This is a genomic window from Motiliproteus sediminis, assembly GCF_017912535.1.
GTDB classification, from domain to species: domain Bacteria; phylum Pseudomonadota; class Gammaproteobacteria; order Pseudomonadales; family Balneatricaceae; genus Motiliproteus; species Motiliproteus sediminis.
In genome coordinates this window covers 37,202-63,729 of sequence record NZ_JAERQK010000008.1, presented here as the reverse complement: position 1 = coordinate 63,729, position 26,528 = coordinate 37,202, and the positions used below count along the sequence as shown (strand labels likewise).

The window sequence follows — 26,528 nt, the reverse complement described above, 5'->3', positions numbered from 1 at the left end:
ATGCAACCTGGATCTGGATGCCTTACCATGACTCGCAGCGAGCCGTTGTTCGAAGGCAACTGGTAAAGAATAGAGCCACTCCCCTGCCTTCGCCATGCCCCTATATTAAAAGGGGTCTAAAGTAGTAATTTTGCTGCCATTTACTGGCGCTGACCGGCCTGAAGGTAGTAGTCCGGCGCTTCGAAAACCAACCCGTAGCGATCAAACAGCGCCGCCATATCTCCCTCTAGCACCAGGCGTTCCACGGTATCGCCGAGCGCATAAGCCAGTTGACGGTAGTTCTCGCGCACGGCCATGCCGATATCCCAGCGCGGCTTGTACAGATTGGGCAGCGGCACCGACAGACTGGCCACTTTACTGCTTAGGCGCATACCCCACTCTACTTCGGCTCGCTGCCCCATCACCGCAGACACCTGGCCGTCGATCATCGCGTCGAAGGCTTCACTGAAGCGGTTGAAGTGCACCACGTTTTCGCGCAGCGAGCCACGAAAGGCGCCGCTCAGATACAGATCCGGCAAGCTGTCGATCTCGACCCCGACCCGGTCGTACTGGAATACGGCCAGATTCTCGAACGGATCCATCCGCTCGGTGTGATAACCCAGCACCCACTGCTCACGTTGGTAAGGGCCGAAGAAATGCACCAGCTCGTTCATCACCCGTCCATCCGGATCCACCTTGTAGGCGAATTCGCGATCATAAGGCACCCGCATCATCACATCGGCCACCGGACGCTTCAGCATCGTCGCATCAGCTTCACGCTCCAGAACCGGCCCCTTCCAGATATAGTTACGCAGATCGTCGTCGAGACTCTCGTCCGGAATCATCCAGCTCAGCTCCAGCCGCACGCCCAGACCCGCCGCCAGCGCTTTGGCGATCTCCACATCGACGCCACGCGGCTCGCCCTGCTGCATAAAAGAGTAGGGCGGATAGTTGTCATAAACCGCCACCTTCAGATAGCCGCTGGCGACCACGTCGTCGTAACTGCGAGCCTGCGCCACTGTAGCGACCAGCAGGGCCAGCAATAGCACGATGGTGGTTACGCTGTAGCTGCGATTCATACACGCCTCCAGATCGGTTCAACCACGACAGTTATTCGACCGCGACAGTATCCAGCCAGCTGCGAATAGACCACAGCGCTTCCTGGCTGAGAAAATCCGCCATCTTCGGCATGTAGGGCACGCCATTGCGGGTAGCGCCATTGATCACCCGATAGGCATACCACTCGTCACCCTCCAGACCTTCCGGCAGCTCTCGCAGGTCCGGCGCAATGCCGCCGGAGATAGCATCGAGTCCGTGACAGCGGGCACAGTTCTGCGCATAGGCAGACTGGCCGATCTTGATCGCCAGCTCATTGCCGCGATAGGGGTTCTCCTCCACCCACTCTTCACCCAGCGGTTCCAAGCCACTCACATCGACACTTTGCGGGGTTACGTCGCCATGCGCCCACAACTGGGCCGAACCGGTCAGCAGCGTTGCAGCCGTGAGGCCAGCAGCAAAAACACGGACTTTTTTCATCACTATCACCTAAATCTTGTAGTTATGGTTGGCGTTCACGACCGAACGTATACCCCTATGCTAGGCATGGCCGTTATCCGGACCCAGACCACTTTGGTGCTCTGCTTTTACTCCCTTGGTAGTAGCACCTTGGACCCGCCGCTCAACGAACGCGGAAAGTCCCCACCATGCCCTTGCCTTCCAGGCCAGCGGCGTAGAAGGGGTAGTCACCGGGCTTGATCGGTACAAAGTAAACCTCGGCCTCACCCTCCTCCTCGAACTCCAGCTGGGTCAGGGTAGTAGCCTTGATCTCCATGCCGCCAGCCTCGACCTTGCGCAGATAAATAGAGGTAAAAAAGGCCGGTGCTTCGATGGCGTACTCCTTGTAGCCGCTGGAGATCACTTTAAGGCTGTAGGATTTACCGGTTTCCAGCTCGTAGCTCTTGTGCGACATGGCGTAGTCACTCTGGTCGTTACCCAGCACCAGATCAGGGAGCTCTTGCGGGCGACTGGTCAGGTCACCGGCGGCCAGGGTTACGGTCGATCCGATCATCAGCGCCAGCGCGGTCGCGTTTATCACAGGCTTAAACATGGGGCTCTCCTATCTACTTGTTGTACTTGTCCCGACCTATGCTAGAGCCGCCCTCCCCCGGGTCGAAATAGTACGAGAGGAGTAATTCTTCGGTACTTTTCGCGTATTTCCGTGCTCCTAGCCGGGCTCTACGCTGTAGTCACTGATCCGAAAAACCATCAACAACAATGAATCTCGGAGAGCAGTATCTATGGCACCGTTTCTGCGCCACTGGCTTTTCGGGCTGGCACTGATCGTCGGCTCAACCAGCGCCACCCTGGCGGCCAAGCCGATCAAGCAGATCGCGATCGGCTATCTGGAGCTTCAGCTGCCCGCCACGCCGCTGCTCTCCAACGTGCTTCCGGAACCGGAGGACAGCGGCCTGCAGGGCGCGCGCCTCGGAATTGCGGACAACAACACCGCTGGTCGGTTTCTCGGCCAGCACTACCAGTTGCTGGAAGCGCGCAGCGATGATCCCGCTACCCTGACCGATGCCGCTGAACGCTGGTATCAGCAAGGCGCACGGGTGTTGGTGGCCAACGTGCCAACGGCCAACCTGGTCGACCTGTCGCGCCAGTTTGCCGACCGGGATATGGTGATTTTCAACAGCGCCAGCCAGGCGGACGAACTGCGCACTGAGAGCTGCCTTGATAACGTCCTTCACACCCAGGCCAGCCGCGCCATGCTGACCGATGCGCTGGCGCAGTGGCTGCTGGCCAAAAAGCTGCGGCGCTGGCTGCTGATCGTTGGTACCCGTGAAGGTGACCGCGCCTATGCCGATGCCATCAAACGCTCCGCCAAGCGTTTCGGCGGCAAGATCGTCGCCGAAAAAAACTGGACCTTTGATGCTGACCTGCGCCGCACCGCGCAAAAAGAGTTGCCGCTGTTTACCCAGACCGACGAATACGACGTGGTGGTGGTGGCCGACGAGCCCGGTGATTTCGGCGAGTTCGTGCTTTACAACACCTGGTATCCACGCCCGGTGGTCGGCACCCAGGGACTGAAACCGGTACTCTGGCACCGGGTGGTGGAGCAGTGGGGCGCTGCCCAGCTGCAGAGTCGCTTTGGCAAGCAGAGCGGACGCTGGATGACTGCCAAGGATTACGCCGCCTGGGCGGCGGTCCGCAGCGTTGCCGAGGCTGGGAGAATCCGTAACCTGCCCGCCGACATACCGCTCAAACAGCGACTGCTACACCCCGACTTCGCCCTCGCCGGGTTCAAGGGGCGCAAGCTCAGCTTCCGCCCCTGGAACGGCCAGTTACGCCAGCCGATACCACTGATCCAGCCACGAGCCCTGATCGCCCAGTCGCCGCAGGAGGGCTTCCTTCACCCCATTACCGACCTTGACACCCTCGGCTTCGACCGGCCCGAGAGTCGTTGCCAACTGATCGCCGACCATTAAGGAGTTCGTTATGATCCTACGCCGCTACCGTTTTGCTCTTGCTCTGCTGACCGCCGGCGCGCTGTGCAGCACTCAGGCGCTGGCCGCTATCGCCTATGTCTCCAACGAAAAGGATGACAGCCTGTCGCTGATCGACCTCGATACGCTGGAAGTGATCAACACCATCGAGGTCGGCCAGCGCCCGCGCGGCATCACCTTCAGCAAGGACTTTTCCCTGCTCTACATCTGCGCCAGTGACGACGACACCGTGCAGGTGATGGACGTTGCCAGCGGCAAGATCGTTCATGAACTGCCCTCCGGCGCTGATCCGGAGCAGTTCTCGCTGCATCCCGACAACCAGCGCCTCTATATCGCCAACGAAGACGACGCGCTGGTTACGGTGGTAGATACCGACAGCCGCACAGTGGTGGCGCAGATTGATGTCGGCGTCGAGCCGGAAGGCATGGCGGTCAGCCCCGATGGTTCGGTGGCGGTCAACACCTCGGAAACCACCAGCATGCTGCACTGGATCGACACCGCCACCCACGAGCTGATCGACAACACCCAGGTAGATCAGCGGCCGCGTCACGTGGAGTTCAGCAAGGATGGCTCAACGCTCTGGGCCAGCGCCGAAATCGGCGGCACCGTGTCGGTGATCGACGTCGCCAGCCGCGAGATCCGCCACACCCTGCGCTTCCCCATTCGTGGCATCCATCCCGACAAGGTGCAGCCGGTAGGGATCAAACTGACCGATGACGGCCGCTATGCCTTTGTTGCTCTGGGGCCGGCCAACCATGTGGCGGTGGTCGATGCCAACAGCTTTGAGGTGCTGGACTATCTGCTGGTCGGCCGTCGTGTCTGGCATCTGGAGTTCAGCCCTGACCAGTCGCTGCTGCTGACCAGCAACGGCATGAGCGGCGACGTGTCAGTGATCGACGTTGACAACCTCAAGGTACGCAAATCGATCAAGGTCGGGCGCTACCCCTGGGGCATTGCGGTGAAGCCCTGATGCCCGCCACGGTGTCGCCGGCTACGCTGCTGGCGGTGGAGCAACTGGAGTTTCGCTACGGCAACACCCCGGCTCTGCGTGACCTCAGCTTTCAGCTGCAGAGCGGTCAGTTCCATGCGCTGCTCGGCCCCAACGGGGCCGGCAAAAGCACCCTGTTCGCATTGATCAGTCGCCTCTTTGCTCTGCAGCAGGGGCGGATCGTCCTTGACGGCATCGACCTCGAACGCGCCCCGGCCAAAGTGCTCGGCCGTATCGGCATGGTGTTTCAGCAAAGCACCCTTGATCTCGACCTGTCGGTGGCGGAAAACCTCAACTACCACGCCACCCTGCAGGGGATCGGCTGGCGCGAGCGCAAGGTCCGAATCAACGATGAACTGACGCGGGTGGGGCTGGAACAGCGCACCAAAGAGCGGGTGCGCACCCTCAATGGTGGCCACCGACGGCGGGTGGAGATCGCCCGCGCCCTGCTTCACCGCCCCCGGCTGCTGCTGCTGGACGAAGCCACCGTGGGTCTCGACAGTCATGCCCGTACCGATCTCAACCGCCATGTCCGCGGATTATGTCGTGATCAGGGATTAGGGGTGTTATGGGCCACTCACCTGATTGAGGAGATCCAGCCCGATGACCCGGTCACCCTGATCCATCGCGGCCGGCTGCTGGCGAACAGCACCAGCGCGGAGATCTGCGCTCGCGTCGGAGCAGAACGCCTGGTCGATGCATTTGAAACTCTGACGGCCCCCAGGGCAGAGGTCAACGGATGAACATGAGCGCCTACCTGCAAGCCTTTGTGGGCATTCTTTTCCGCGAGCTGCTGCGCTTTGTTCACCAGCGTACCCGTTTCTTCAGCGCCCTGGTCAGGCCGTTGGTATGGCTGGCCGTGTTTGCTGCCGGCTTCCGCGCTGCCCTTGGCATCAGCATCATCCAACCCTACGACACCTACATCACCTACGAGGTCTACATCGCACCGGGACTGTGCGCCATGGTGCTGCTCTTTAACGCCATGCAGAGTTCACTGTCGATGGTGTATGACCGTGAGATGGGCAGTATGCGGGTGCTGTTGATGAGCCCACTGCCGCGGAGTTACCTGCTGCTATGCAAACTGATCGCCAGCGCTCTGGTGGCGCTGCCGCAGGTGTATGCATTTCTCGCCATCGCCTGGTTTTTCGGGGTAGAACCGCCACCCTCAGGCTACCTGCTGGCGGCACCGGTACTGCTGCTGACAGGCCTGATGCTGGGAGGGCTGGGGTTATTCATCTCCAGTTTTATCCGGCAACTGGAAAACTTTGCCGGGGTGATGAACTTCGTAATTTTTCCGATGTTCTTTCTCTCCAGCGCCCTCTATCCATTATGGAAGATGCAGGAAGCGGGAGAATGGCTCTACACCCTTTGCCGCCTCAATCCCTTTACCCATGCGGTAGAACTGATCCGCTTTACCCTTTACGGGCAGTGGCACGGCGAAGCCATCGGGATTGTTACCGGCTGTACGCTACTGTTCGTCAGCGCCGCTATCGTGGCGTTCAACCCCCAACGTGGGTTCATGCGCGCCCGCAACAGCTAGCCGAGGCAAGTTGCCAGCCGGGGCCGAGTGGGGCAGAATCATCGCCTCACTCAGCATACAACACGCCATGCAGCCCGATCACGACAGTTTTAAAGAGGAGGTTCGTCAGCGTCTGCTGCGGATCTTCAACGCCGCCAAGCAGGGACTGAAAGTCGCCGACGTCGACAAGCACCGCTGCGAAGGTTTCATTCAGGCGGGGGTATTTATGGGGTTGGTCTCCAACGAGGAGATGAGCCAGCTTATGGACGACACCCATCGCTCGGTGTTCCGCCAAAGTATCGCCGAACGCCAGGCAGAGCTGACCGCCCGCTCGCTGTGGCAACCTGCCGGTGTCGATTACAGTCAGTACGAATCCCCCACCATCGAGCGCCGCCGGCGCTGAACACGCAGAGGTATTCATGAGCCAAGATTTCGATCCCCAAGCCGTTTACGCCGTTGCCGACAAGTTTATCGCCCTGGCCAACGAGCTTGCGCAGGATGACAATAGCGGCGTGGTGGGCATGGGCATCCGCTATGCAGCAGCACGCTACAACGCGTTCGAATCGTCGCTGATGACCGAAGACCTTGCGGGTGACAAAGAGAAGATGCTGGAGATGTTCAGCGACGATTTCCGCAAGATGATGAACGAAAACCTCGACGATTACATTCGTCACCTGGCTGAACGCGCATCGCAGTCCTGATGCGCAGACTGGCTCTCGGAACGATAGCCCTCGGTGGGCTGCTGGCTGGCGGCTGCGCCCAACAGCCCAGTTTCGACTGCAGCGCGGCCACCGGCAGCGTCGAAACCCTGGTCTGCCAGCAACCCGACCTGGCCGCCCTCGACCGCCGCCTGGCACGCGCCTTTGCGGGCGCGGTGCAGGTTGTTCCACCCGGCCACCTTGATAAGCTGCAAGCCGAGCAGCGCGGCTGGATCAAGGGGCGCGACGACTGCTGGAAAAGCGCCATGCCGATCCAGTGCATCGATGAAAGCTACCGTTACCGCATCGCTGAACTACAGAGCCGCTTCGACCTGCTGCAAGCCACCGGCCCATTCATCTACCTCTGCGACGATAGCGAGGGCGATCAGGTATCCGCGCTTTACTACAACAGCGACCCGGCGACCGCCAAGGTCAGCCGCGGCGACCAGGATCAGATTCTGTTTCTGGTCCCCTCAGGCAGCGGGGCCAAGTATGAAGGCAGCAACATCATGCTGTGGACGCAGGGTAACGAGGCGCTGATCCGCTGGGGCTTTGAAGGCTACGGCAATCCGATCATGCACTGCGAAATACAGCCTTAGGCTCAGCCGCCCGCGCGGTTGCCGCATACACCACCGAACAACGCCAACAGACGCTCTTGCCGCAATCACTGCAACGCCTGACCGAGCGGGGCTTTGCGCCGACATCGCTGTCAACCACGAGCGGCCTGACGTTCACGTGCCAATTGATATTGCTGACGCAGGTAGTCGACCAATCCGGTCAACGCCTTCTCCGCCGCCGGCAGTTCGCTGGCGCTGACCGCATCGAGCAAGCGCTGATGGTGGTCGACAATCACCTCACGCTCGCGGGTGCGATTGGCAATCATGTTCATCAACGGCTGCAGCGCTTCAATCACCGTCACCATGTTGAACTGCAACACCGGATTGGCGGTGGCATCCACCAGCGCACGGTGAAAGCGTACATCCGCCGCGCAGAACTCCTCATCGCTGACGGGCTCGCGCTGCCGCTGCAACTCGTCCGCCATCCGCTGCAGATGCTCCGGCTGACGCCTCTCTACCGCAAGTTTGAGACAAAGTCGTTCCAGCTCCAGCCGCGCCTCGGTAATGGCGTCGATATCAAATTCGCCCAGCGTCACCATCAGGGTGGTAGCGTTCTGCAGCGTCACCCGCAGCTCGGCATCACTGGGCCGGGTGATAAAGGTGCCCCCGGCCGGCCCACGGCGAGAGCGCACCAGATTCTGCGCGGCCAAACGCTTCAGGGCCTCGCGAATCGTCGGCCGGGAAACCGAGAACCGCGCCGCCAACTCCTCTTCGGTCGGCAAACGCTGATCGACTTTCAGCCGCCCATCCAGAATCGCTTCACGCAGATTCTCGGCTATCTGCTTGGCCAGGCTCTGGGTCACCAGGGTGTCGTACTTGATTGCCATCGGCACTCCGATTCAAACAGTGATAAGGGCGAACTTTACCATGGCAACGTCTATTTTTCTATTTGTTTGACAAATTAACTTATACACCCTAAGGTGCCTCATACCCGCTGCCCACCGCAGCCAACCCACACCGGAGGACATTCCGTGAGCGACACTCCTTTCAAGGCGCTGGTACTGCGCCAAAGCGATGACGGCAAAACCCTTGCCGCGATTGAGCACTTGACCACCGCCGAGTTGCCGGACGAAGAGGTGCTGGTCAAGGTCGAATACTCCAGCCTCAACTACAAGGACGGTCTGGCGGTGACCGGCACCGGTAAGATCGTCCTCAACTGGCCGATGGTGCCGGGTATCGATCTGGCCGGTACAGTGGTCGATGGCGGCAGCAGCAGCTTTAGCGCCGGTGATCGGGTGGTACTCACCGGCTGGAGCGTGGGCGAAAAATATTGGGGCGGATATAGCCAGATGCAGCGGGTCCGCCCTGCCTGGCTGGTACCCCTGCCTGATGGCCTGAGCGCCAAGCAGGCGATGGCGGTGGGCACCGCCGGACTGACCGCCATGCTGTGCGTAATGGCTCTGGAAGAGGGCGGCGTGACGCCGGACCAGGGCCCGGTGGTGGTCTCTGGTGCCGCAGGTGGCGTGGGCAGCGTGGCCGTTGCCCTGCTGGCGGCGCTGGGTTATGAAGTTGCCGCCATCACCGGCCGTGAAAGCACCCATGACTACCTGCGCGACCTGGGAGCCACCACCCTGCTGAGTCGCGACGAGATGGCTACCCGTGCCCGCCCGCTGGAAAAATCCCGCTGGGCCGGCGCCATCGATACCGTTGGCGGGGAGATCCTCGCCCGCCTGCTGGCCGAAGCCAATTACAGCGGCACCGTAGCCGCCTGCGGCTTGGCGGCCGACTATAAACTGCCGTCCACGGTGATGCCCTTTATCCTGCGCAATGTGCGCCTGCAGGGGGTCGATTCCGTGATGTGCCCGGTGGCGCGCCGGACCCAGGCCTGGCAGCGGCTGGCAGAGCTACTGCCGGAGAAAATGCTCGGCGAGATCGAACAGGTCGCAACGCTGGAACAGTTGCCGCAACTGGCGCAGGACATTGTTCAAGGCCAGGTGCGCGGACGGGTGGTCATCGACCTGCAAGCCTGATCGCAATCCTGCCAGTCACCACGAAAGACGCCCACGGGCGTCTTTTTTGTTTGAACGATCCAGAATATTGACTAGGCTTATGGCGGTCAGCCGCTATACGGCTTAACCCCTGACGGCAAGGATGCCCATCATGACGATTCGCCACCAGCGCGCGATACGCCTGCTTGTTGTGACCCTCAGCCTTGCGCTACTGAGCCCTGCCAGCAGCGCCCAAACCCGCAGCGACAAAGGCAGCCTCAAGCAGTGCCAAAGCGTCAAGCAACGCATTGATCGCTATACTGCACAGCGCCGCCATGGCGGCAGCCGCAAGCAGATGCAGCGCTGGCAGGCACTGCGCAACGATTACCGCCAGCGTTATAGTCAGCTTGACTGTAAGCGCTACCGGCAAGCGTTGAAATAACACAACGACTGTTCGATTTATTTACAGCTTTCAACCCCCTGTGCTAGCGTTCACCCATCCAGTCTCGGCCAGATCGCCGAGGCGGGGCCAATCGAAAACAAAAGCAATAACAATGACGAGGAAGCACCCCTAATGACACTGTTCAAAAAATCCGTCGCCGTCATGGCGCTCTCGGCCGCGATGGGCACCACCGCTCAGGCGGACACCATCCCGGTAGCCATCGCCGGCCCTATGACCGGCAGCGTATCCCAGTACGGAGACATGTGGTTCCAGGGCGCCCATGCCGCCATTGAGCTGATCAACAAGGCCGGTGGCGTCGATGGCAACACCTTCGAAATCAACGAGTATGACGACGCCTGCGATCCGAAACAGGCGGTTGCGGTGGCCAACAAAGTGGTCAGCGACGGTATCCAGTTCGTGTTCGGCCACCTCTGCTCCAGCAGCACCCAGCCAGCCACCGACGTGTACGAGGATGAGGGCGTGATTGCGGTTACCACTTCAACCAACCCGGCGATTACCGAACGAGGCTATCAGCTGATCTTCCGCACCATCGGTCTCGATTCCGATCAGGGCCCCACCGCCGGTGAGCTGATCGCTAACAAGATCAAGCCTCAGCGCGTGGCCATCATCCACGACAAACAACAGTACGGAGAAGGTATCGCCACCTCGGTTCACAACTACCTGAAGGACGCCGGTGTCAACGTAGTGATGTTTGAAGGGATCACTGCCGGCGACAAGGACTTCTCCTCGCTGATCACCAAAATGAAGCGCGAGAACATCGACCTGGTTTACTACGGCGGTTACCACCCCGAAGCGGGCCTGATCATGCGCCAGAGCCACGACACCGGTTACACCCCGCAGTTCGTTGGACCGGAAGCGCTGGGGAATAAGGAGATCTCTAACATCGCCGGTGAAGCGGTCGAAGGGCTGCTGGTCACGTTGCCCTCGCGCTACGATCTACTGCCGCAAAACAAAGCGATTGTCGACCTGATGAAGTCCAAGGGACAGGATCCCACCGGCCCCTTCGTCTGGACAGCCGTTGCCGGTGTACAGGCCTTTGCCAAGGCGATGGACGCGACCGACAGCACCGACCCTTACAAAGTGGGTGACTATCTGCGCGGCAACAGCGTCGATACCGCCATGGGCAAGCTGACCTGGGACCAGAAAGGTGATCTGGTCGGCTTCAAGTTCGGCATCTTTACCTGGCACGCTGACGGTTCCGGCACCCCGCTATAACCCGTCCAGCTCCCGTCGCCAGTGCACCGCGCTGGCGACGTCCCCCCTTCCCCACGTGATGTAAATCAACCGATTGCCACTTGACGCTTGTGAATCACCGAAGCACAGGCCGATAATGAGGGCATTGTCCAGTAGTGAGCCCTTACCTGCCGGCAATGACAGGCTAAGCGGGCTCGGGGAGTCAGCCATGAATGAATTGCGCCAGTTTCCCAGAGTACATACCCGGCTCGAAGCCGAGCTGACCAACGGTGAAGGTGAGTCCCGGCAAGCGATCATCAGCAATCTCTCACCCGGCGGGTTGATGATCCACGGCGACATTGCCATCAAGCAGCATATCTGTGAATTTGAGGACCGCGATCCGATGCAGGAACCGGTGGAGGTCCACCTGCGCTGCAAATTGCCGGGCGAACCGCAGCCTTTTCTCTGCCGCTGCCGCCTGATCTATATCCGTCGACTTTCGCAAACCGAATTCGACATCGGCTTCCGTTACCTCGATATGTCCGAGATCCATGCCGGCATGCTGCACCGCTTTATCTTTCGCAAAGACCCCAAGGTCGTATCGTTGGACACGCGCCGCGCCGGTAATGCGGGCTAGCGCCCTGTTGCCGGCAGACGGCTGCTCCCGACCTTCGTATTCCACCTTCACGCCCCAGGGCACGTTCCTTCTCTTCGCGAGCGTGGCACGATGCCTCGCCTCTTCTCTCCCACCGAAGCCGCTGCAGCCGGCAAGCCCCCCGGGCCGCGACAGGGTTGGCAGCCATCTGCCGGTGACCGCATAATAGCGCCACCAGCAGCCCGGCGCCGTTACCGTGACCAACGACCACCACTTTGACCAGCTAGCTCCCCGCTTCAGCCGCAACATCTACGCCAACCTTAAAGGCCAGCTGCGTCTTGCTCTGCTTCAGGACGATCTGCAGCCCTGGTTGACCGATAAACCCACCCGGGTGCTTGACGCTGGCGGCGGCCAGGGGCAGATGAGCGCCATCTGGGCGGCGGCCGGACACAGCGTTACCCTGGTGGACGCGGCGGAACCGATGCTGCAGCAGGCGCAACTGTTGCTCGACGAGCGCCAACTCAGCCAACGGGTGACACTGCACCACAGCACCCTGCAAGCGTACCTGCCGGGAGCCCCGCAATTTTCCCGAATACTGTGCCACGCGGTGCTGGAATGGACTCGTGATCCCCGCGCGCTGGTGCAGCAGCTAGCTGCGCGCCTGACACCGGATGGGGTGCTGTCACTGATGTTCTACAACCGCCATTCACTGGTGCTGCGCAATGCAATGGGGGGGATTCTGGTGAAGCTGCAGCAGGATAAGCTCGCCGGCGACGGACGCAAACTGACGCCCACCAACCCCATTGACCCGGCCGCCGCCTATAGCTGGCTGGAACAGGCGGGCCTGACGATTGAACTGAAGCGCGGCGTTCGCTGCTTGTTCGACTACATGCCCCGAATTACCCAACGCGCCGCCGATTTTGACGACATCATCGCCCTGGAGCGTCCGCTGCGAGAGCAGGAGCCCTACCGTCACATGGCGCGCTATATCCACGTTGTCGCGCGCCGTAGCGCGCCCGCCTAGTCGCCGAGCCGACCGGTGCGCCGCCAGGTGGCGCAGAGATATGAGTAGGCCGCCAGCTTCTGCAGCACCGGCCGCAGCTCCGACTCCGGCACCTCACGCCCCTCAATTCTGGTGACCGCGGAGTGATAGAGTTCGAACGCATCTTTGGGATCAACGGTCTGCGCCAGGCGCATGATCTCGCCGATGGTTTCATTCTTCAGCGAAACCCCGGCGCACAGGTCACGGATAGTGCAGTTGGTACAGCGCTGGCCCTGAGGTGCCAGTACTAGTTGCGGCTCTTCGTGGACCTCGATAGTGTCGGGAATAAGGGTGGCGATACCCAGATTGTCGGGCCAGTGCTGGGACTTGAGCTCCAGCCGATCAACCGGATTGGTATTGGGTTCCGGCATCACCCGGGTGAATTTACGCCGCTCATTGAAGCGAATCAGCACCAGCAGCATACCGGTGCCGATCATCAGCGGCCCCGAGATAAAACGTACCTGGTGAGGTAACAACACCAGCATATAAACGCCGCTGAGGATATACCCAAAGGGCATCAGCTCGTATAGGGTTTCGTTCCAGTAGGGGCTGGAGCTGGCACGATTGCGCAACTTTTCCGAACGACGTCGGCGATCGGAGCGTATGCTCCACACCCAGGCACCGTATAGAAACAGCGCGGTGCCAAGCAGGATCGCTACGCCGCCATATTCGATTATCGCCCACCCACCGCACAACATGTACAGATACGGCAGCAGTTCGTAGAGCCCCTTGGGCAGCATGACAACCTCGATAAACAGTACTACTGAACCCCTAACGGGAGTAACGGGAAAACGAGAGTGCATCCATGCGGTGCCGCAGCCGACACCCTGCTACTTTACCGCTTGCAACCGCCAGCGGTAAATAGAGCCCCTTGATAGCACAAGGTATTTACACTTTAATGATCAATCGCCTTTGATCCGCGAGAGCTTGCGCTTATGGCTTCACAACACTGGGACGAGCAACAGTTCTGCGACTCCTACTCCAGCACCTGGGAGATCGCCCTCGACGAAGTTCATTACGGCTGGCTGGCTCCGGGCGAGCGGCAACTGCAACTGATCGATATCGACCTAACCAACGCCAATGTACTGGATATCGGCTGTGGCATGGGCGAAAACCTGATTGCGCTGGCGCGTAAAGGGGCCAATTGTCACGGCATCGATATCTCCGGTTACATGCTGGAGCGTGCGCGTCAGAACCTGGCCCCCTTTGTTGACGAGGTCGCGCCGGTACACCTGCAACAACAGGATATGCGCCAGACCGATTTCTACCCCGGTACCAGCTTCGACCTGATCCTGTCGGTCTATTCCCTGGAATACCTGGATTCGCCGCAGGAACTCAAGGACCTGTTCTACAACCTGTTCAAACGCCTGAAGCCGGGCGGTGTGTTCATCTTCTGTTTTTCCCACCAGTTACAGCACGTGCGCCACAACATGCTGGCCAACCGCTCCAGCAAAACCGGTGACGACCAGTTTGCCACCCTGATCTACTCCTTTCGTGACGTAGTCGATGCCCTCACCGGGGTCGGCTTCTTGCTCGAGCGAGTGATCGAACAGGGCACCAAAAACCCGTCGCGGCTGAGTTACGAGGACGCATTGCAGTTCCCCTATCACTTCCATCGTGATAACAACCCCTGCCTGCCCCAGTTCGACAGCGAAAGTAACAAGGTACCGCACACGGTGATCTACAAGGTGCGCAAACTGGACAGCCACGGGCTCGAACAGGACCACCAGCTGACCTTCAACTACCAGCAGAAGCAGGTGCAGATCTGGGGACAGAAACGCAGCGTCACCGAATCGCTGCCGTTCCGGGTTGAAGAGCGCAATTACAGCGCCCACCGCCTTGCTCCCAAGGATTCTGTCGTCGGACTGTGCGAGGTGATCGGTTTTACCGTTGCTCCGCTGGACCTGAACCACACCAGCGAGCAGGCCCTGCAGCTGGATCTGGACGGTTCTCCCCACACCCTGCACCTGCCCGGCACCTGCGTGCAGGCGTTTCTGCACCGCCACCTGGTCAGTGCGGGGCTACGCCCCACCTATGCCCGCAGCGTCTTTCCCGGCCGTGAAGAGCTGGAGAGCGGGCTTTATATCAAACGCCTCGATCCGGTATACGGCGAAATCAACCGGCTCTTCCCCAAACAACAGCTGGGCATTCTGGTGTTCATCAACGGCGAGGAACCAGCCCACGGCACCATCGGCCTGGAAGATATCACCATCACTGCGGGCGATCATATTCAGGTGGTCTACATCGCCACTAGCTGGGGCAAGGCCTGGCGGCCGCGTAAAAAAGCCGATGAGCAGATGGACCTATTCTAGGCCACCTGCCACCGGCGAGGGGGGATCGTTGCCGACCGTTACTAGCCGAACAACGCCTCGATCTGCGCTTCGGCGTTAAGGCGACCTTCATCGCCGGACGCCACACTCACCGCGTTGACGAAGGTCACGTCGGTAATGCCAATAAAACCCAGCACCGTGCGCAGGTAGGGATCGAGGTGGTTGTAGCTTTCGGCCGCAGATCCCGGGCGATAATCGCCACCACTGGCGGTCAACACGTAGGCTTTCTTGCCCGTTGCCAGCCCCTCGGGGCCATTGGCACCATACTGAAAGGTCCGACCGACCCGGGCCACATGGTCAATCCAGGTTTTCAGTCCGGAGGTGACGGAAAAGTTATGCATCGGCGCACCGATCACCAGGGTATCGGCGGCCAGCAGCTCGTCTACCAGCTCCTCCGATAGCGCAATCGATTGCTGCTGGGCGCCGTTGCGTTCAGCCGGTGCGGTGTAGTAGGAACCGATCATCACCTCGTCGATATGGGGCGGCGGATTGCGACCCAGATCACGCTCAACGATCTCTAGCTGAGGCTGCGTACGTCGCGCCGCGTCAACAAAGCGGCCGATCAGCTGGCGGGTGTGCGAGTTGTCGGTAACAGGGCTTGATTGGATAACCAGAAGACGATTCATGAGTAGACTCCTTGAGTGTTCGAGCTGACGATTCGATCAGATTGGAGCCATTCTCTTATTAGTTTTTATGAAATAAAATCGCATTAATTCGCACAATTCATTCGATTTTTTAGAAACAACCATGCCAAATCGACACCGTACAACGCTGGAACAGTGGCGCGCCCTGCAAGCCGTCGTGGATCATGGCGGCTACCAGCAGGCAGCCGACGCTCTCCACCGCAGTGCCTCATCACTCAATCACGCCATCGCCAAGCTGCAGCAGCAACTGGGCGTTCCGCTGCTGCAGCTACAGGGGCGCAAAGCGGTACTGACCGCCGCCGGTGAGGTGCTGTTGCGTCGTTCCCGCCAACTCACTGACGATGCCCACCTACTCGAAAGCCTGGCCGACAACCTTGGCATCGGCTGGGAACCCGAGGTGAGACTGGCGGTGGAGCCGCTATTGCCACGCCCCATGCTCTACCGTGCCCTGCAACAGTTTTACCCGCAGAGCCGGGGTAGCCGTTTGCAGGTCCGCGAAACCATTATCACCGGTACCCACGAAGCGATCAGCGAAGGCAGTGTCGATCTGGCCATCTGTGGACCGCTCCCCAAAGGGGTACTGGGCGAACCGATCGGCGCAGTCGATATCCTGCCAGTAGTTCACCCGCAACACCCTCTGGCGCAGGCCTCGGCTCCCCTGACGGCTGACGCCCTCAGTCGCGAGCTGCAACTGGTGATCCGCGACAGCGGTCGCAAACCGATGGAGAATCAGGGCTGGCTGCGCGCCGAGCAGCGCTGGACCCTGGAAAGCTTTGAAGCGGCAATCGAACTGCTGCAAACCGGCATCGGTTTTTGCTGGCTACCGCGCCACCGGGTCGAACCACTGATTCGACGCGGCGCGCTGGTCGTACTGGCCATTCGTGAGGGCAACCTGCGCCGAATCCCCCTGCATCTGGTGGTCCCCCGACCCGACCGACTAGGCCCTTGCGGTCAGCTGTTATGGCAGGAACTGCAGCAGATCCGACTTGACTAGCCCCGGATACCGCCCGCGGGACCACGGCCCTTTGGCGAGAAAGCAGCGGCGCACGTATAATGCGCACTCACTTCAATCAGCCATTCCCGACCCTGCCCGCCATGTCCGATAAAAACGTCCAACCTCGCGACCAACTCTACGCCAGCCCCCTCGACGCCATCGTCAATTTCCAGTTCGATGAACAGGTGGTGGGGGTGTTTGCCGACATGATCAACCGTTCCGTGCCCGGCTACAGCACGGTGATCAAGTCGCTGGGGATTCTGGCCGCGCGCTACGCCCAGCCTGACAGTCGCTGCTACGACCTCGGCTGCTCCCTCGGGGCCGCCACCCTGTCGATGCGCCAGCAGATTCGCCAGCCCAACTGCCGACTGGTGGCAGTGGACAACTCCGCGGCGATGATCGAACGCTGCCGCGAGCATCTGCAGGTTGCTACCGAAGAGGATCAGGTCGACCTGATTCTGGCGAACATTCAGGACGTGGCGATCAAGGACGCGTCGGTGGTGGTCATGAACTTCACCTTACAGTTCATCCCGCCGGCACAACGGGCCGCACTGCTGGCCCGGATCTGGCGCGGGCTGAAGCCGGGCGGCGTACTGCTGTTGTCGGAGAAAATCTGTTTCGACGACGCCGGAGAAGATCAGGCGCTGACCGACTGGCACCATGACTTCAAGCGCGCCAACGGCTACAGCGACCTGGAGATCAGCCAGAAACGCAGCGCACTGGAACAGGTGATGCGGCCCGACACGCTGGCGACCCACCGCAGGCGCCTCGGCGATGCCGGTTTCAGCCGTGTCCAACCTTGGTTCCAGTGCTTTAACTTTGCTTCGTTGGTGGCCTTCAAATGATCGATTTCGCCGACTTTTACCAGCGTCTTGACGCCGATGAGGTCTTGGCCCCCTATCGTCCGGCGCTGCAAAACGCGCTGGATGGCAAGCTGGAGCGGGTCAACCACGGCGATCTACCGGGCTGGCTGAAGGCGCTGGACAACTTACCCGCACTCACGGCGGACAGGCTTGCGCTGGATCGTGGCACCGTCACGATCGACAGCACCGAGTCGTTGAGCGCCGAACAGGCACAGCAGCTGGAAGCCAGTTACCGTGCACTGATGCCGTGGCGCAAAGGGCCGTTCCGCGTGTTCGGACTGGAGATAGACACCGAGTGGCGCTCGGACTTCAAATGGGACCGGCTAGCCCCCCATATCAGCGACCTGCGCCACCGCCGGGTGCTCGATATCGGTTGCGGTAGTGGCTACCACTGTTGGCGCATGCATGCGGCCGGGGCTCGCGAGGTGATCGGCATCGACCCGTCACTGAAGTTTCTGATTCAGTTTCGCAGCCTGAAGCGGTATATCGGCGATACCCCGGTAGAGCTGTTACCCCTCGGTATCGAGGAGCTACCGCGACCGATGCGGGTATTTGATACGGTATTCTCCATGGGGGTTTTCTACCACCGTAAAAGCCCCATCGATCACCTGCTGGAACTGCAGGACCTGCTGCGCCCCGGTGGTGAACTGGTACTGGAAACGCTGGTGGTCGACGGCGACCAACACACGGTTCTGCTGCCGGGCGAACGCTACGCACAGATGCGCAACGTCTGGTTTCTGCCTAGTGTGGCTGCCCTGTGCCAATGGCTGGAGCGGGTCGGTTACGTCAATGTGCGCTGCGTCGATGTCAACCAGACCAGCCCCGACGAGCAACGCTCCACCGACTGGATGCGCTTTCACTCTCTCAGCGACTTCCTCGACCCTGCCGATCCTCAACTCACCGTCGAGGGTTACCCGGCTCCCAAACGTGCCATCGTGCTGGCCGAACGCCCCTATTGATCAGCGGTGCGCTGCTGCAACTGCTCCGCCTCGCCGCGGCTGAGCCAGCGCCAGGGCAGCGGCAACAGCCCTGGCACCCGCTGGCAGTAGCGTCGGTATCGATCGCCGTAGGCGGCGATCAGCTTGCGCTCCTCCAGTCGCGAACCGATCACAAAATAGGCCGTCACCAACAGATAGAAGGCCAACTGGGCCGCGTTCATATCGCGGGTCCACAACACCAGCAGCGCAAAGCAGTACCAGGGGTGGCGCACAAAGCGGTGCCAGAAACCGATGCTGAAGCTTTCACCACCATCGATACTCACCGGGCCATCGTCCACCGGGTGGCTCGAATCACCGCGGCGCCACTGCCACTGACGGCTGCCGCTGAACAGGCTGAGGTCATAGCTGTTCAAACTGTGGATAAAAGCGGCTACCGCCGCGACCGCCAGGATGTTCGCGGGCCAGACCAACAGCTCTGGGCGCTGCCAAACCAGATCTCCCGGCCACAACCACACCAGCGCCAGAATCGGCAGCAACAGCAGCACCGCTATCAGGTTGTAGAGCAGCCGATAGGCCGGGACCAGCGCAGGCCATTGATCCCCGACCCACTGCTTGCAGCGGGTTGAAGCCAACACGGAGTGCAACACCGCATAGGCGGCAAAACCAAGCGCCAAACCGCCCAGCCATAATGCATCGTTCATCAAATACTCCTGTTCCGCGCGATTCATGCACTGATGCTAAACTTTACCCAGTTTAATCCCAATACTCCGGAGCGTCTCATGTTGTCCCCCCTGGCATCACTCTGTGTCCGTGCTATCACAGTGTCCGCTTTGGCGCTGCCGCTGGCTGCGTTGCCCCTGTTCACCCCGCTGTTCGATCAGGACGCTCAGCTCTATGCCAAAGGAGGCGGTGGCGGTGGTAACGGCGGTGGTAACGGCGGCGGCAACGGCGGCGGCAACGGCGGCGGCAACGGCGGTGGTAACGGCGGTGGTAACGGCGGCGGCAACGGCGGTGGTAATAGTGGCGGTAATAGCGCGGGCAACGGCGCCGAAAAGGGCGGCCACCAAGGCATCAGCGGCATGGCGTCGGCCGACGATCAGGGATCGTCAGATGACGCCGATGGAAACGATGACAACAGCGGCGGTAAAGGCAAAGGGCTGGGGCGGGCCAATGCAGCGCACGCCTCCGATCGAGCCCAGGAGCGGGCTGCACCGCACTCTGCAGTCGGCCAGGTCGCCAGCTATAAAGCTATGGTGGAAGCCACCGAAGATGATCTGGAAGCACAGGCCGCAGCGGCTATCGAACAACTCAACCGGGTCAGCAACAAGAACCTGGACTCAGCCCTGATGCAACAGGTTAATGACCTGCTCGGCATTCAACCCAGCGACGTCACCGAAGAGATGGAGCGGCAGTTGGATGGAACGCCGGAAACGGAAACTCCCTCAAGCTAAGGCATGGCCCAAGGCTAAATCGCATCGGCCAACAGCCGCTGACGCAGGGATGCGATGGTAGCGGCATTAATCCCCCCGCCCTGAACCTGGTGCTGCTGCTGAAAACGCTGCAATGCCGCGGCGGTGCGTGGCCCCCAGACGCCATCCAGCGGGCCCGGTGCCAACGACTCCAGCGTCAACACATACTGAACAAAACGCACCAGCCCGCGCGGCACTTGCCGCTCAGTGCTATCGGCCTGCCAGCTTCTTGCCTCAGCATCAGCCGCGGCGCGCTCGGCAGCCCCAAGCTGAGGGCCAAGGCGCTGTAACAAAGCCGCGGTGTGGGGCTGTTGCGCCTGATCGGCGAGACGCAACCAGAAAAAGCCTTGCTGCAGGTCGGTCACGCCCCCCATACCACTGGCATACGCCACACCGGCAGCAAACTGTGCCTTGGCGTAGCCGAGCCGCGCAGAGCGCTCATACCAATGCACCGCCCAGGCACGCTCCTCGGCAACGCCCGCGCCGTTCATATAGATCTCGCCCACATGATACTGCGCCCGGGCATGGCCTCGCTCGGCCAGGGGTTCCAGCCAGCGTAACGCCTGACGGGGATCGCGCCCGACGCCCTGACCGGCCAGATAGCTCATTCCCAGCAGGTAGGCCGCGCCGGGGTGGCCATCATCGGCAGCCTGTTGAAACAGCGCAACGGCACGCTCCTGCGTTTCGGGCCCGGCCAGCGACAGTTGCAACCCTTGGCGATACGCCGCTTCCGCCGCCGACGCCTGCTGGGCAGGCGACTCGCCCTGCTGCTGCCACCATTGGTCAAGATCTCGCAATCCCTGGCACCCCGCCAGCAGCAGGGCAAGCAGCAGTAGCCCTCCCCGTGCCACAACCCCGGTTCTGATCAGCATCAATGACTCACCCCACGACTATCGCTCTGTCCTGATAACACGCCACTCATCGGTTTCTTCTGCACAACGGGTAATTCTTTTGCCGGCCAAGGCAGGGAGATGAGACCGATGGGCTGCCGCCCGGCGCGTGCGCGAACCGCGACCTGAGGAGCAAGGGGAACACGCCGCTAACCATCCCCGCTGGTAGAAGAACGCTCAAGGCTGGCCATCTGAGCCTCGTAGTAGCGGATCAGCTCACTCCATAGCTGCTCCGGCTCCACATCCAGCACATAGTGGCGCGAAGCCGGCACTACAAACCAGTCGCCACGCGCCACCTCATGCTCCAGTTGCAGCGGTCCCCAGCCCGCAAAGCCGGTAAACACGCGATAGACAGCACCGGATTCCGGTACCTGCGTGAGGCTATTGAGGAGACGACGCCCGTGAACGAAGAACACGCCGGGGACCACCTCAAAAGCGCCATCATCGGGATTGCGAAAATTGGCCAGCATCAGGCGATGCTCAGGCCCCACCGGACCACCGAAAAACAGCGGCTGGGACGCAACCGCAGCGGTAACCACGTCCCCGAAGTCCGCTGCCAGATCAGAATCGCCGCGCCGGTTGACAATCAACCCTCGCGCTCCGCTACTGCCGTACCCCACCAGCAGCACCACCGAGCGGGCAAAGCTGCCATCTTTATGCTGCGGCGTAGCCACCAGCAGATGACCACTCTTCAGTCCCAGTTGCTCGCCCCAGTCGGAGTTGGCTGGCAGTGATAACAGCAGCAAGAGAAGCGCCACAGCGCGACAAACCACCTTTGTGAACATCCGATAGTCACTCCTGAATGAGTTTTAAGCATAGCTTGTCGCCACCGAGCTGAAGGCGGAAACAGCGGCAGCAGAGTTGGCTACTGTGCAGGATAAGAGGAATTTTGAAACCGGGTAGAAAGATGTCTGGCGGCACGCTGCAGAGGGCCCAGATAAAAAGAGCCCCGCCTGCGGGACGGGGCTCAACACTACAAGTATGCTCAAGGTGGGGATTGATACTATAGTCGAGCATCAGCCGGTTTGCTAACTGACCTCAGAATCTTTGCTTATCAGGCTATGCCTATTTAGCGTAACGCGACCTTAGAAAGCTGCTAGTGTGCTGCGTCGCACTTGGTGGCACATTAGAACGAGGTGGTTTTTTCATCATCCTGGGCGCAAGGCGGAGTCATAGTGGCGCGTTGGCGACCACGAGCAACGACGGATGGCGGAAAAAAGGGACCGTTATATGTGCCGGATAGCATGAAGCAGTAAGTTAGCAATCACCGCCATAGGCCCGGTCCGGCAGGTCGCTGGCGATGCCATAACCACGAATCACACGAACCAGAGCATCAACACCCGCCTCCAGATCGGCGCTGTTATCAACCCGCAGCATCCGCTTGCCCAGGGGCACGGCCTGCTCTCTTGCCCGGCGGATCCGCCGCTCAACCTCGGCGGCGTCTTCACGCCCGCGCAGCAGTAAGCGCTGACGCAGGGTATCGTCGTCGACCTCTATCATCACGGGTACCAGCCGGTGGTGATAAAGCGCCTGCGCACTCGGCAGATAGCTGCGCGAACCGTTGACCAGCACGCTGATGCCCTGATCCAGCCAGTGGTTGATCTCAGCGCCCACGCCGTAACGCCGGCCATGGGCCTGCCAGTGCATGGCAAAGGCCCCGAGTTGCTGCCTCTTGGCAAACTCCTGCTCGCTCAGCCAGATATGATTTTCGCCAGCCAGCTCCGGCTCGCGGGTAATGTAACGGTGAGCGACAAAACAGCGATCCGCCTCGGTAAAAATGCGCCGACAGCCCCTCAGCAAGGAATCCTTGCCGGAACCGGAGGCGCCCATAAGGTAGAACACCCGGCTTTCGGTGACGCTCATACGCCGCCCCGCCCCTTCAGCTCCACCCGGTTGCCGTCCGGGTCCTGTAGATAGATGGAAGGGCCAAAACCGGTGGCGCCGTATCGGCGCTTTGCGCAAGGGCAGTCGATACCCAGCCGCTGGCAGCGTTGGCGGATGAGTGCTTCGTCAAAAGGTTCGATCAGCAGGCAGAAATGATCAAGGTTGGCATCGGCGGGGGGCGTTGCTACCGGCAGCAGATCGATCAGGCTATCGCCGGCACGCAGCTGCACCAGGCCGATCTTGTCGACCCGGCGTTCAACGCTGCAATCGAGCAGCGTGGCGTAGAAATCGGCGCTGCGTGCGGTGTCGGCCACACGCAGCACCACGTGATCCAAGCGTTTGATCTGCACCGCGGTTCTCCTGTTTAGACACCCTCACCAAGGGTAGCAGAGAGCCGCCGGTTCAGGTGCGACGAACCACCACCAGCGCCACCCCGGCCACGGTCATCAAACCGCCCAGAATCGCCAACGGTCCGAACCGCTCATCAAAGAGCAGATAAGCCTGCAGTGCAGTAACGGGCGGTACCAGATAGAACAGACTGGCCACCTGCGAGGCCGCACCGCGCCGAATCAGAGCCATCAACAGCAGTATCGCCCCGACCGACAATCCCAACACCAGCCATCCCAGTGCCAACACGAAAGGCAGTTGCCAGTCGATAACGCGGGTTTCCAGCCAGAACGCCCCCACCGCAAAAAATGCCAGCGCGGCGCAGTACTGAATAAAGGTCGCGGGGATCAGCTCCACGCCAACGCAAAAGCGCTTCTGGTAGACCGTTCCCAGCGATATCCCCACCAATGACACCAGCACCCAGGCAAGAGTCCATAAGGGGAAGCTGCCGCTGACGCTGCCGAGCTTCTCCCATAACACCAGCATCACCCCGCACAGACCCAACGCCAGGCCGAGCCACTGCTGCCAGCGGACCCGTTCACCCAGAAAGGCGACCGCCGCCAACGAAGTCAACAGTGGCTGCAAGCCAACAATGAGTGAGGCCAGTCCGGCCGGCATTCCGCCATCTATGGCGTAAAACACGCCACCGAGATAAAGGCCGTGGATCAACACACCGACCAGTGCCGTGTGGCCCGCCAGCGTCATACCGGGCCAGCGCGCGCGCATGAACAGCGCCAACGCCCCCAGCGCTGCCAGGGTGATCAACATGCGAACGGCCAACAAGGTAAAGGGTTCGGCGTACGGCAAACCGTATTTGGCACCGATAAAGCCGGTACTCCACAGCCACACAAACAGCACCGGCATCAGCCGGATCGAGAGGGAATCGCGCTCAGTTGTGGACATGGGGTCTCCCGCGCCGGAAAAACAGCCAATCTAGCCTCCTGAACCGGTCAGGTACAGGTACAATTGGGGCTTTTTGCACCGGTACAGTTGCGCCACGGTTGCTCAACGGCAGTGCAGGAATAGCAACGGGCTGCCATCGGCAGGCTTGGGCTTGCCCCCCAGTCGCTGCACCAAAAAAACGCACTCCGTCATTGATCGAAATCAGTCAAAAGCGCAACCTGTAGTGGTGCCAGCCTCCAGCCGACCCTAGATATGGGTTTTGTGCATCTGCGTTTTATATATCGATTTGTTATAAAAAGAGCCTGTTAATCACAATCAAAGACGGTAAGTTAGTGTTTGCAAACCTCGTCGTGGTGAGGGCTCCGCCCGTCAAGCGCCAATATTTTGGCAGTGGTCAAAAAATCGACATTACCTGTTCAAAAGCTCACCAGCACTATATGTTGTATGCGGAGTCAGGCCTGCATACAATATCTGGAAATCGTCGTGAGAACGATGTCAGACACACTTAACGCCTTGTAATATAAAGAGAAAGGTTTACTGCAAATGACTGCTACCCTCCAGGTTGTGACTCAGACAGAAAAGGAAGTATCGCACCAGCCCGCCTCGGTCGATATTTGGGACTCCAAGTACCGTCTGAAAGCGAAGGATGGCCGCGTACTCGACGCGGATATGGATGCCACCTTTCAACGCGTAGCCCGCGCGCTGGCCGATGTTGAAACCACCAAGAAGAAACGCGAGGAGTGGTACGACAAGTTCCTTTGGGCCCTGCGCCACGGCGCCATTCCCGCCGGCCGGGTGATGTCCAACGCCGGTGCACAGGAACACAAACCGGCGACCTCGACTATCAACTGCACCGTGTCTGGCACCATTCACGACTCCATGGACGATATTCTGGGTAAAAACCTGGAAGCCGGTCTGACCCTCAAAGCCGGCTGCGGTATCGGTTACGAATTCTCTACCCTGCGCCCCAAGAACGCCTATGTGTCCGGTGCCGGCGCCTACACCTCCGGCCCGCTGTCGTTCATGGATATCTTCGACAAGATGTGCTTCACCGTGTCATCGGCCGGTGGTCGTCGCGGCGCCCAGATGGCGACCTTCGACATTGGTCATCCGGATGTGGTGGACTTTATCCGCGCCAAGCGTGAAGACGGCCGCCTGCGCCAGTTCAACCTGTCGTTGCTGATCACCGACGAGTTTATGGATGCGGTCAAGTCCGACGCAGACTGGAAGCTGGCCTTCCCGATGACCCAGAAAGAGGTCGAGCGTGACGGTATCGACCTGAGCGACGAATCGCTGGTGGTCTGGCGCGACTGGCCGACCAAGGACAACTACGTCACCAACGGTGCAGGTCTGGTTGCCTGCCGTATCTCCAAGACCATCCGCGCCCAGCACCTGTGGAACGCCATCATGACGTCCACTTACGATTTTGCCGAGCCCGGCTTTATCCTGATCGACAAGGTCAACGAGCAGAACAACAACTGGTTCTGTGAAAATATCCGCGCCACCAACCCCTGCGGTGAGCAGCCTCTGCCCCCCTACGGCAGCTGCCTGCTGGGCTCCATCAACCTGACCCGCTTTGTGCTTGATCCCTTCACCGACAAGGCACGTTTCGACTGGGACAACTTCCGCAAGACCGTGGCCATCTTTACCCGCATGCTGGACAACGTGGTAGAGATCAACGGCTTGCCGCTGGAGCAGCAGCGCCACGAGATCATGAGCAAGCGTCGCCACGGCATGGGCTATCTGGGGCTGGGTTCCACCGTCACCATGATGACCATGCAGTACGGCGATCAAGCCTCGGTCGCCTTTACCGAACAGGTAACCCGCGAGCTGGCGCTGACTGGCTGGAAAACCGGCCTGGAGCTGGCAGAAGAGAAAGGCGCCGCGCCGATCATGGATGAAGAGTTCGAGGTTACCGGCGAGATGCTGCGCAAGCGCCCGGAGATGGCCACCGACGGTTACAAGGTCGGCGACAAGGTCAAAGGCAAGGTGCTGCACGCCAAGTACAGCCGCTACATGCAGAAAGTGGCCGAGGTGGATGCAGAACTGGTTAACGCGCTGGCCGAAAAAGGCTGTCGTTTCACCCATCACAGCTCCATCGCCCCGACCGGCACCATCTCGCTGTCGGTTGGTAACAATGCCAGTAACGGCATCGAGCCCAGCTTTGCCCACCACTACTCGCGCAACATCATTCGCGAAGGCAAGAAGTCCAAAGAGAAGGTCGACGTATTCTCCTACGAGCTGCTGGCCTACCGTGAGCTGGTCAATGCCGACGCCATGCCCTACAGCGACGATCCTGCGGCGCAGCTGCCCGATTACTTCATTACCGCTGAAGACATCACCCCCAAGCAGCACGTTGATATTCAGGCGGCGTCACAGATCTGGATCGACTCGTCGATCTCCAAGACCGCTAACGTCCCGACCGACTATCCCTACGACAGCTTCAAGGATATCTATCTGTACGCCTACGAACAGGGTTTGAAAGGCTGCACCACCTTCCGCTTCAACCCCGAAGCGTTCCAGGGCGTGCTGGTTAAAGAGCAGGATCTGGCCAATACCACCTATCAGTTCCAGCTTGAAGACGGCACCAGCGTCGAACTCAAGGGTAATGAAGAAGTCGAATACGACGGCGAGATTCACACCGCGGCCAACCTCTTTGATGCGCTCAAAGAAGGCTACTACGGCAAGTTCTAACGGCGGACCGAGACAGGAACAGCA

The 26,528-nt window shown here is 60.3% G+C and carries 30 protein-coding genes; 18 read left to right on the top strand and 12 right to left on the bottom strand.

Features of this window, described 5'->3' with window-relative positions; translation table 11 throughout:
• Positions 1–140: 140 nt before the first annotated feature.
• From JJQ76_RS13655 to JJQ76_RS13645, 3 genes are all read right to left on the bottom strand, one after another.
• Positions 141–1,058, bottom strand: coding sequence for a substrate-binding periplasmic protein (locus tag JJQ76_RS13655; protein ID WP_210397426.1), 918 nt, complete (start codon positions 1,056–1,058; stop codon positions 141–143).
• 31 nt (positions 1,059–1,089) lie between these two features.
• On the bottom strand, positions 1,090–1,515 hold the full coding sequence (gene pedF / locus JJQ76_RS13650; protein WP_210397425.1) for a cytochrome c-550 PedF: 426 nt from the start codon (positions 1,513–1,515) through the stop codon (positions 1,090–1,092).
• A gap of 142 nt (positions 1,516–1,657) precedes the next feature.
• Entirely contained in the window at positions 1,658–2,086 is a 429-nt protein-coding gene (locus tag JJQ76_RS13645; RefSeq protein ID WP_210397424.1) for a cupredoxin domain-containing protein, read from the bottom strand.
• A gap of 190 nt (positions 2,087–2,276) precedes the next feature.
• On the opposite strand from JJQ76_RS13645, the gene JJQ76_RS13640 reads away from it, so the two are divergent.
• The 7 genes from JJQ76_RS13640 (at position 2,277) to JJQ76_RS13610 (ending at position 7,289) form a co-directional block, all read left to right on the top strand.
• On the top strand, positions 2,277–3,467 hold the full coding sequence (locus JJQ76_RS13640; RefSeq protein WP_210397423.1) for an ABC transporter substrate-binding protein: 1,191 nt from the start codon (positions 2,277–2,279) through the stop codon (positions 3,465–3,467).
• A gap of 10 nt (positions 3,468–3,477) precedes the next feature.
• Positions 3,478–4,455, top strand: coding sequence for a YVTN family beta-propeller repeat protein (locus JJQ76_RS13635; RefSeq protein WP_210397422.1), 978 nt, complete (start codon positions 3,478–3,480; stop codon positions 4,453–4,455).
• On the top strand, positions 4,455–5,216 hold the full coding sequence (locus tag JJQ76_RS13630) for an ATP-binding cassette domain-containing protein (protein ID WP_210397421.1): 762 nt from the start codon (positions 4,455–4,457) through the stop codon (positions 5,214–5,216). Before JJQ76_RS13635 ends, JJQ76_RS13630 begins: the two co-directional genes overlap by 1 nt.
• Positions 5,217–5,218: 2 nt before the next feature.
• Entirely contained in the window at positions 5,219–6,013 is a 795-nt protein-coding gene (locus tag JJQ76_RS13625) for an ABC transporter permease (RefSeq protein ID WP_210397420.1), read from the top strand.
• Between the two features lie 67 nt (positions 6,014–6,080).
• Positions 6,081–6,395 carry a hypothetical protein gene (locus JJQ76_RS13620; RefSeq protein WP_210397419.1) on the top strand — a complete coding sequence of 105 codons (315 nt, stop codon included), beginning with the start codon at positions 6,081–6,083 and terminating at the stop codon, positions 6,393–6,395.
• Between the two features lie 16 nt (positions 6,396–6,411).
• On the top strand, positions 6,412–6,693 hold the full coding sequence (locus tag JJQ76_RS13615) for a DUF3144 domain-containing protein (protein WP_210397418.1): 282 nt from the start codon (positions 6,412–6,414) through the stop codon (positions 6,691–6,693).
• A complete protein-coding gene (locus JJQ76_RS13610; RefSeq protein WP_210397417.1) occupies positions 6,693–7,289 on the top strand; it encodes an MliC family protein in 597 nt (198 codons plus the stop codon). Before JJQ76_RS13615 ends, JJQ76_RS13610 begins: the two co-directional genes overlap by 1 nt.
• 110 nt (positions 7,290–7,399) lie before the next feature.
• Here JJQ76_RS13610 and JJQ76_RS13605 read toward each other — a convergent pair whose 3' ends face one another.
• Entirely contained in the window at positions 7,400–8,134 is a 735-nt protein-coding gene (locus tag JJQ76_RS13605) for a FadR/GntR family transcriptional regulator (protein ID WP_210397416.1), read from the bottom strand.
• Between the two features lie 144 nt (positions 8,135–8,278).
• Between JJQ76_RS13605 and JJQ76_RS13600 the strand changes: the two genes are divergently transcribed.
• The 5 genes from JJQ76_RS13600 to JJQ76_RS13580 all read left to right on the top strand — a co-directional run bounded on the left by JJQ76_RS13600 (position 8,279) and on the right by JJQ76_RS13580 (position 12,490).
• Positions 8,279–9,277, top strand: a complete 999-nt coding sequence (locus JJQ76_RS13600; protein WP_210397415.1) for an MDR family oxidoreductase — start codon at positions 8,279–8,281, stop codon at positions 9,275–9,277.
• A 130-nt stretch (positions 9,278–9,407) separates the two neighbouring features.
• Positions 9,408–9,677 (top strand): hypothetical protein, encoded by a 270-nt coding sequence (locus JJQ76_RS13595; protein WP_210397414.1) that lies wholly within the window; start codon positions 9,408–9,410, stop codon positions 9,675–9,677.
• A gap of 132 nt (positions 9,678–9,809) precedes the next feature.
• Positions 9,810–10,913, top strand: a complete 1,104-nt coding sequence (locus JJQ76_RS13590) for a branched-chain amino acid ABC transporter substrate-binding protein (protein WP_210397413.1) — start codon at positions 9,810–9,812, stop codon at positions 10,911–10,913.
• Positions 10,914–11,100: 187 nt separating this feature from the next.
• Positions 11,101–11,508 (top strand): PilZ domain-containing protein, encoded by a 408-nt coding sequence (locus JJQ76_RS13585; RefSeq protein WP_210397412.1) that lies wholly within the window; start codon positions 11,101–11,103, stop codon positions 11,506–11,508.
• A 214-nt stretch (positions 11,509–11,722) separates the two neighbouring features.
• Positions 11,723–12,490 carry a methyltransferase domain-containing protein gene (locus JJQ76_RS13580; protein WP_210397411.1) on the top strand — a complete coding sequence of 256 codons (768 nt, stop codon included), beginning with the start codon at positions 11,723–11,725 and terminating at the stop codon, positions 12,488–12,490.
• Here JJQ76_RS13580 and JJQ76_RS13575 read toward each other — a convergent pair.
• The gene (locus JJQ76_RS13575; protein ID WP_210397410.1) at positions 12,487–13,248 is read right to left on the bottom strand and encodes a hypothetical protein; all 762 of its coding nucleotides are present in this window, start codon (positions 13,246–13,248) and stop codon (positions 12,487–12,489) included. The genes JJQ76_RS13580 and JJQ76_RS13575 overlap by 4 nt on opposite strands.
• 195 nt (positions 13,249–13,443) lie before the next feature.
• Here JJQ76_RS13575 and JJQ76_RS13570 point away from each other — a divergent pair, with 195 nt between their 5' ends.
• A complete protein-coding gene (locus JJQ76_RS13570; RefSeq protein WP_210397409.1) occupies positions 13,444–14,820 on the top strand; it encodes a class I SAM-dependent DNA methyltransferase in 1,377 nt (458 codons plus the stop codon).
• Positions 14,821–14,861: 41 nt separating this feature from the next.
• Here the strand turns inward: JJQ76_RS13570 and JJQ76_RS13565 are convergent, their stop codons facing one another.
• Positions 14,862–15,464: an FMN-dependent NADH-azoreductase gene (locus JJQ76_RS13565; protein ID WP_210397408.1), complete on the bottom strand. Its 603-nt coding sequence runs from the start codon at positions 15,462–15,464 to the stop codon at positions 14,862–14,864.
• 121 nt (positions 15,465–15,585) lie between these two features.
• On the opposite strand from JJQ76_RS13565, the gene JJQ76_RS13560 reads away from it, so the two are divergent.
• The 3 genes from JJQ76_RS13560 to cmoB are packed head-to-tail and all read left to right on the top strand — an operon-like array spanning position 15,586 to position 18,298.
• Positions 15,586–16,476, top strand: a complete 891-nt coding sequence (locus JJQ76_RS13560) for a LysR family transcriptional regulator (RefSeq protein ID WP_210397407.1) — start codon at positions 15,586–15,588, stop codon at positions 16,474–16,476.
• Positions 16,477–16,535: 59 nt separating this feature from the next.
• A complete protein-coding gene (gene cmoA, locus JJQ76_RS13555; RefSeq protein ID WP_246480811.1) occupies positions 16,536–17,321 on the top strand; it encodes a carboxy-S-adenosyl-L-methionine synthase CmoA in 786 nt (261 codons plus the stop codon).
• Positions 17,318–18,298 carry a tRNA 5-methoxyuridine(34)/uridine 5-oxyacetic acid(34) synthase CmoB gene (cmoB, locus tag JJQ76_RS13550; protein ID WP_210397406.1) on the top strand — a complete coding sequence of 327 codons (981 nt, stop codon included), beginning with the start codon at positions 17,318–17,320 and terminating at the stop codon, positions 18,296–18,298. Before cmoA ends, cmoB begins: the two co-directional genes overlap by 4 nt.
• On the opposite strand, the gene JJQ76_RS13545 is transcribed toward cmoB, so the two are convergent.
• Positions 18,292–18,978 carry a methyltransferase family protein gene (locus JJQ76_RS13545; RefSeq protein ID WP_210397405.1) on the bottom strand — a complete coding sequence of 229 codons (687 nt, stop codon included), beginning with the start codon at positions 18,976–18,978 and terminating at the stop codon, positions 18,292–18,294. The genes cmoB and JJQ76_RS13545 overlap by 7 nt on opposite strands.
• A gap of 78 nt (positions 18,979–19,056) precedes the next feature.
• On the opposite strand from JJQ76_RS13545, the gene JJQ76_RS13540 reads away from it, so the two are divergent.
• The gene (locus JJQ76_RS13540) at positions 19,057–19,728 is read left to right on the top strand and encodes a hypothetical protein (RefSeq protein WP_210397404.1); all 672 of its coding nucleotides are present in this window, start codon (positions 19,057–19,059) and stop codon (positions 19,726–19,728) included.
• Between the two features lie 14 nt (positions 19,729–19,742).
• Here the strand turns inward: JJQ76_RS13540 and JJQ76_RS13535 are convergent, their stop codons facing one another.
• The 5 genes from JJQ76_RS13535 to JJQ76_RS13515 form a co-directional block, all read right to left on the bottom strand.
• Complete coding sequence (locus JJQ76_RS13535; RefSeq protein ID WP_210397403.1) at positions 19,743–20,618, bottom strand: tetratricopeptide repeat protein; 876 nt, start codon at positions 20,616–20,618, stop codon at positions 19,743–19,745.
• A gap of 167 nt (positions 20,619–20,785) precedes the next feature.
• A complete protein-coding gene (locus tag JJQ76_RS13530) occupies positions 20,786–21,421 on the bottom strand; it encodes a YqgE/AlgH family protein (protein ID WP_210397402.1) in 636 nt (211 codons plus the stop codon).
• A gap of 472 nt (positions 21,422–21,893) precedes the next feature.
• Positions 21,894–22,499, bottom strand: a complete 606-nt coding sequence (phnN, locus tag JJQ76_RS13525; RefSeq protein ID WP_210397401.1) for a ribose 1,5-bisphosphokinase — start codon at positions 22,497–22,499, stop codon at positions 21,894–21,896.
• Positions 22,496–22,870: a VOC family protein gene (locus JJQ76_RS13520; protein ID WP_210397400.1), complete on the bottom strand. Its 375-nt coding sequence runs from the start codon at positions 22,868–22,870 to the stop codon at positions 22,496–22,498. The genes phnN and JJQ76_RS13520 overlap by 4 nt, the downstream gene beginning before the upstream one ends.
• Positions 22,871–22,922: 52 nt before the next feature.
• Positions 22,923–23,810: a DMT family transporter gene (locus JJQ76_RS13515; RefSeq protein ID WP_210397399.1), complete on the bottom strand. Its 888-nt coding sequence runs from the start codon at positions 23,808–23,810 to the stop codon at positions 22,923–22,925.
• A 543-nt stretch (positions 23,811–24,353) separates the two neighbouring features.
• On the opposite strand from JJQ76_RS13515, the gene JJQ76_RS13510 reads away from it, so the two are divergent.
• The gene (locus tag JJQ76_RS13510; protein WP_210397398.1) at positions 24,354–26,504 is read left to right on the top strand and encodes an adenosylcobalamin-dependent ribonucleoside-diphosphate reductase; all 2,151 of its coding nucleotides are present in this window, start codon (positions 24,354–24,356) and stop codon (positions 26,502–26,504) included.
• The last annotated feature ends 24 nt before the right edge of the window (positions 26,505–26,528 follow it).

Excerpts from the sequence above, each read along its gene's own strand:
- JJQ76_RS13655 (WP_210397426.1), bottom strand. The coding sequence starts at position 1,058 with ATGAATCGCAGCTACAGCGTAACCACCATCGTGCTATTGCTGGCCCTG.
- pedF (WP_210397425.1), bottom strand. The coding sequence starts at position 1,515 with ATGAAAAAAGTCCGTGTTTTTGCTGCTGGCCTCACGGCTGCAACGCTG.
- JJQ76_RS13645 (WP_210397424.1), bottom strand. The coding sequence starts at position 2,086 with ATGTTTAAGCCTGTGATAAACGCGACCGCGCTGGCGCTGATGATCGGA.
- JJQ76_RS13640 (WP_210397423.1), top strand. The coding sequence starts at position 2,277 with ATGGCACCGTTTCTGCGCCACTGGCTTTTCGGGCTGGCACTGATCGTC.
- JJQ76_RS13635 (WP_210397422.1), top strand. The coding sequence starts at position 3,478 with ATGATCCTACGCCGCTACCGTTTTGCTCTTGCTCTGCTGACCGCCGGC.
- JJQ76_RS13630 (WP_210397421.1), top strand. The coding sequence starts at position 4,455 with ATGCCCGCCACGGTGTCGCCGGCTACGCTGCTGGCGGTGGAGCAACTG.
- JJQ76_RS13625 (WP_210397420.1), top strand. The coding sequence starts at position 5,219 with ATGAGCGCCTACCTGCAAGCCTTTGTGGGCATTCTTTTCCGCGAGCTG.
- JJQ76_RS13620 (WP_210397419.1), top strand. The coding sequence starts at position 6,081 with ATGCAGCCCGATCACGACAGTTTTAAAGAGGAGGTTCGTCAGCGTCTG.
- JJQ76_RS13615 (WP_210397418.1), top strand. The coding sequence starts at position 6,412 with ATGAGCCAAGATTTCGATCCCCAAGCCGTTTACGCCGTTGCCGACAAG.
- JJQ76_RS13610 (WP_210397417.1), top strand. The coding sequence starts at position 6,693 with ATGCGCAGACTGGCTCTCGGAACGATAGCCCTCGGTGGGCTGCTGGCT.
- JJQ76_RS13605 (WP_210397416.1), bottom strand. The coding sequence starts at position 8,134 with ATGGCAATCAAGTACGACACCCTGGTGACCCAGAGCCTGGCCAAGCAG.
- JJQ76_RS13595 (WP_210397414.1), top strand. The coding sequence starts at position 9,408 with ATGACGATTCGCCACCAGCGCGCGATACGCCTGCTTGTTGTGACCCTC.
- JJQ76_RS13590 (WP_210397413.1), top strand. The coding sequence starts at position 9,810 with ATGACACTGTTCAAAAAATCCGTCGCCGTCATGGCGCTCTCGGCCGCG.
- JJQ76_RS13585 (WP_210397412.1), top strand. The coding sequence starts at position 11,101 with ATGAATGAATTGCGCCAGTTTCCCAGAGTACATACCCGGCTCGAAGCC.
- JJQ76_RS13575 (WP_210397410.1), bottom strand. The coding sequence starts at position 13,248 with ATGCTGCCCAAGGGGCTCTACGAACTGCTGCCGTATCTGTACATGTTG.
- JJQ76_RS13570 (WP_210397409.1), top strand. The coding sequence starts at position 13,444 with ATGGCTTCACAACACTGGGACGAGCAACAGTTCTGCGACTCCTACTCC.
- JJQ76_RS13565 (WP_210397408.1), bottom strand. The coding sequence starts at position 15,464 with ATGAATCGTCTTCTGGTTATCCAATCAAGCCCTGTTACCGACAACTCG.
- JJQ76_RS13560 (WP_210397407.1), top strand. The coding sequence starts at position 15,586 with ATGCCAAATCGACACCGTACAACGCTGGAACAGTGGCGCGCCCTGCAA.
- cmoA (WP_246480811.1), top strand. The coding sequence starts at position 16,536 with ATGCGCACTCACTTCAATCAGCCATTCCCGACCCTGCCCGCCATGTCC.
- cmoB (WP_210397406.1), top strand. The coding sequence starts at position 17,318 with ATGATCGATTTCGCCGACTTTTACCAGCGTCTTGACGCCGATGAGGTC.
- JJQ76_RS13545 (WP_210397405.1), bottom strand. The coding sequence starts at position 18,978 with ATGAACGATGCATTATGGCTGGGCGGTTTGGCGCTTGGTTTTGCCGCC.
- JJQ76_RS13540 (WP_210397404.1), top strand. The coding sequence starts at position 19,057 with ATGTTGTCCCCCCTGGCATCACTCTGTGTCCGTGCTATCACAGTGTCC.
- JJQ76_RS13535 (WP_210397403.1), bottom strand. The coding sequence starts at position 20,618 with ATGCTGATCAGAACCGGGGTTGTGGCACGGGGAGGGCTACTGCTGCTT.
- JJQ76_RS13530 (WP_210397402.1), bottom strand. The coding sequence starts at position 21,421 with ATGTTCACAAAGGTGGTTTGTCGCGCTGTGGCGCTTCTCTTGCTGCTG.
- phnN (WP_210397401.1), bottom strand. The coding sequence starts at position 22,499 with ATGAGCGTCACCGAAAGCCGGGTGTTCTACCTTATGGGCGCCTCCGGT.
- JJQ76_RS13515 (WP_210397399.1), bottom strand. The coding sequence starts at position 23,810 with ATGTCCACAACTGAGCGCGATTCCCTCTCGATCCGGCTGATGCCGGTG.
- JJQ76_RS13510 (WP_210397398.1), top strand. The coding sequence starts at position 24,354 with ATGACTGCTACCCTCCAGGTTGTGACTCAGACAGAAAAGGAAGTATCG.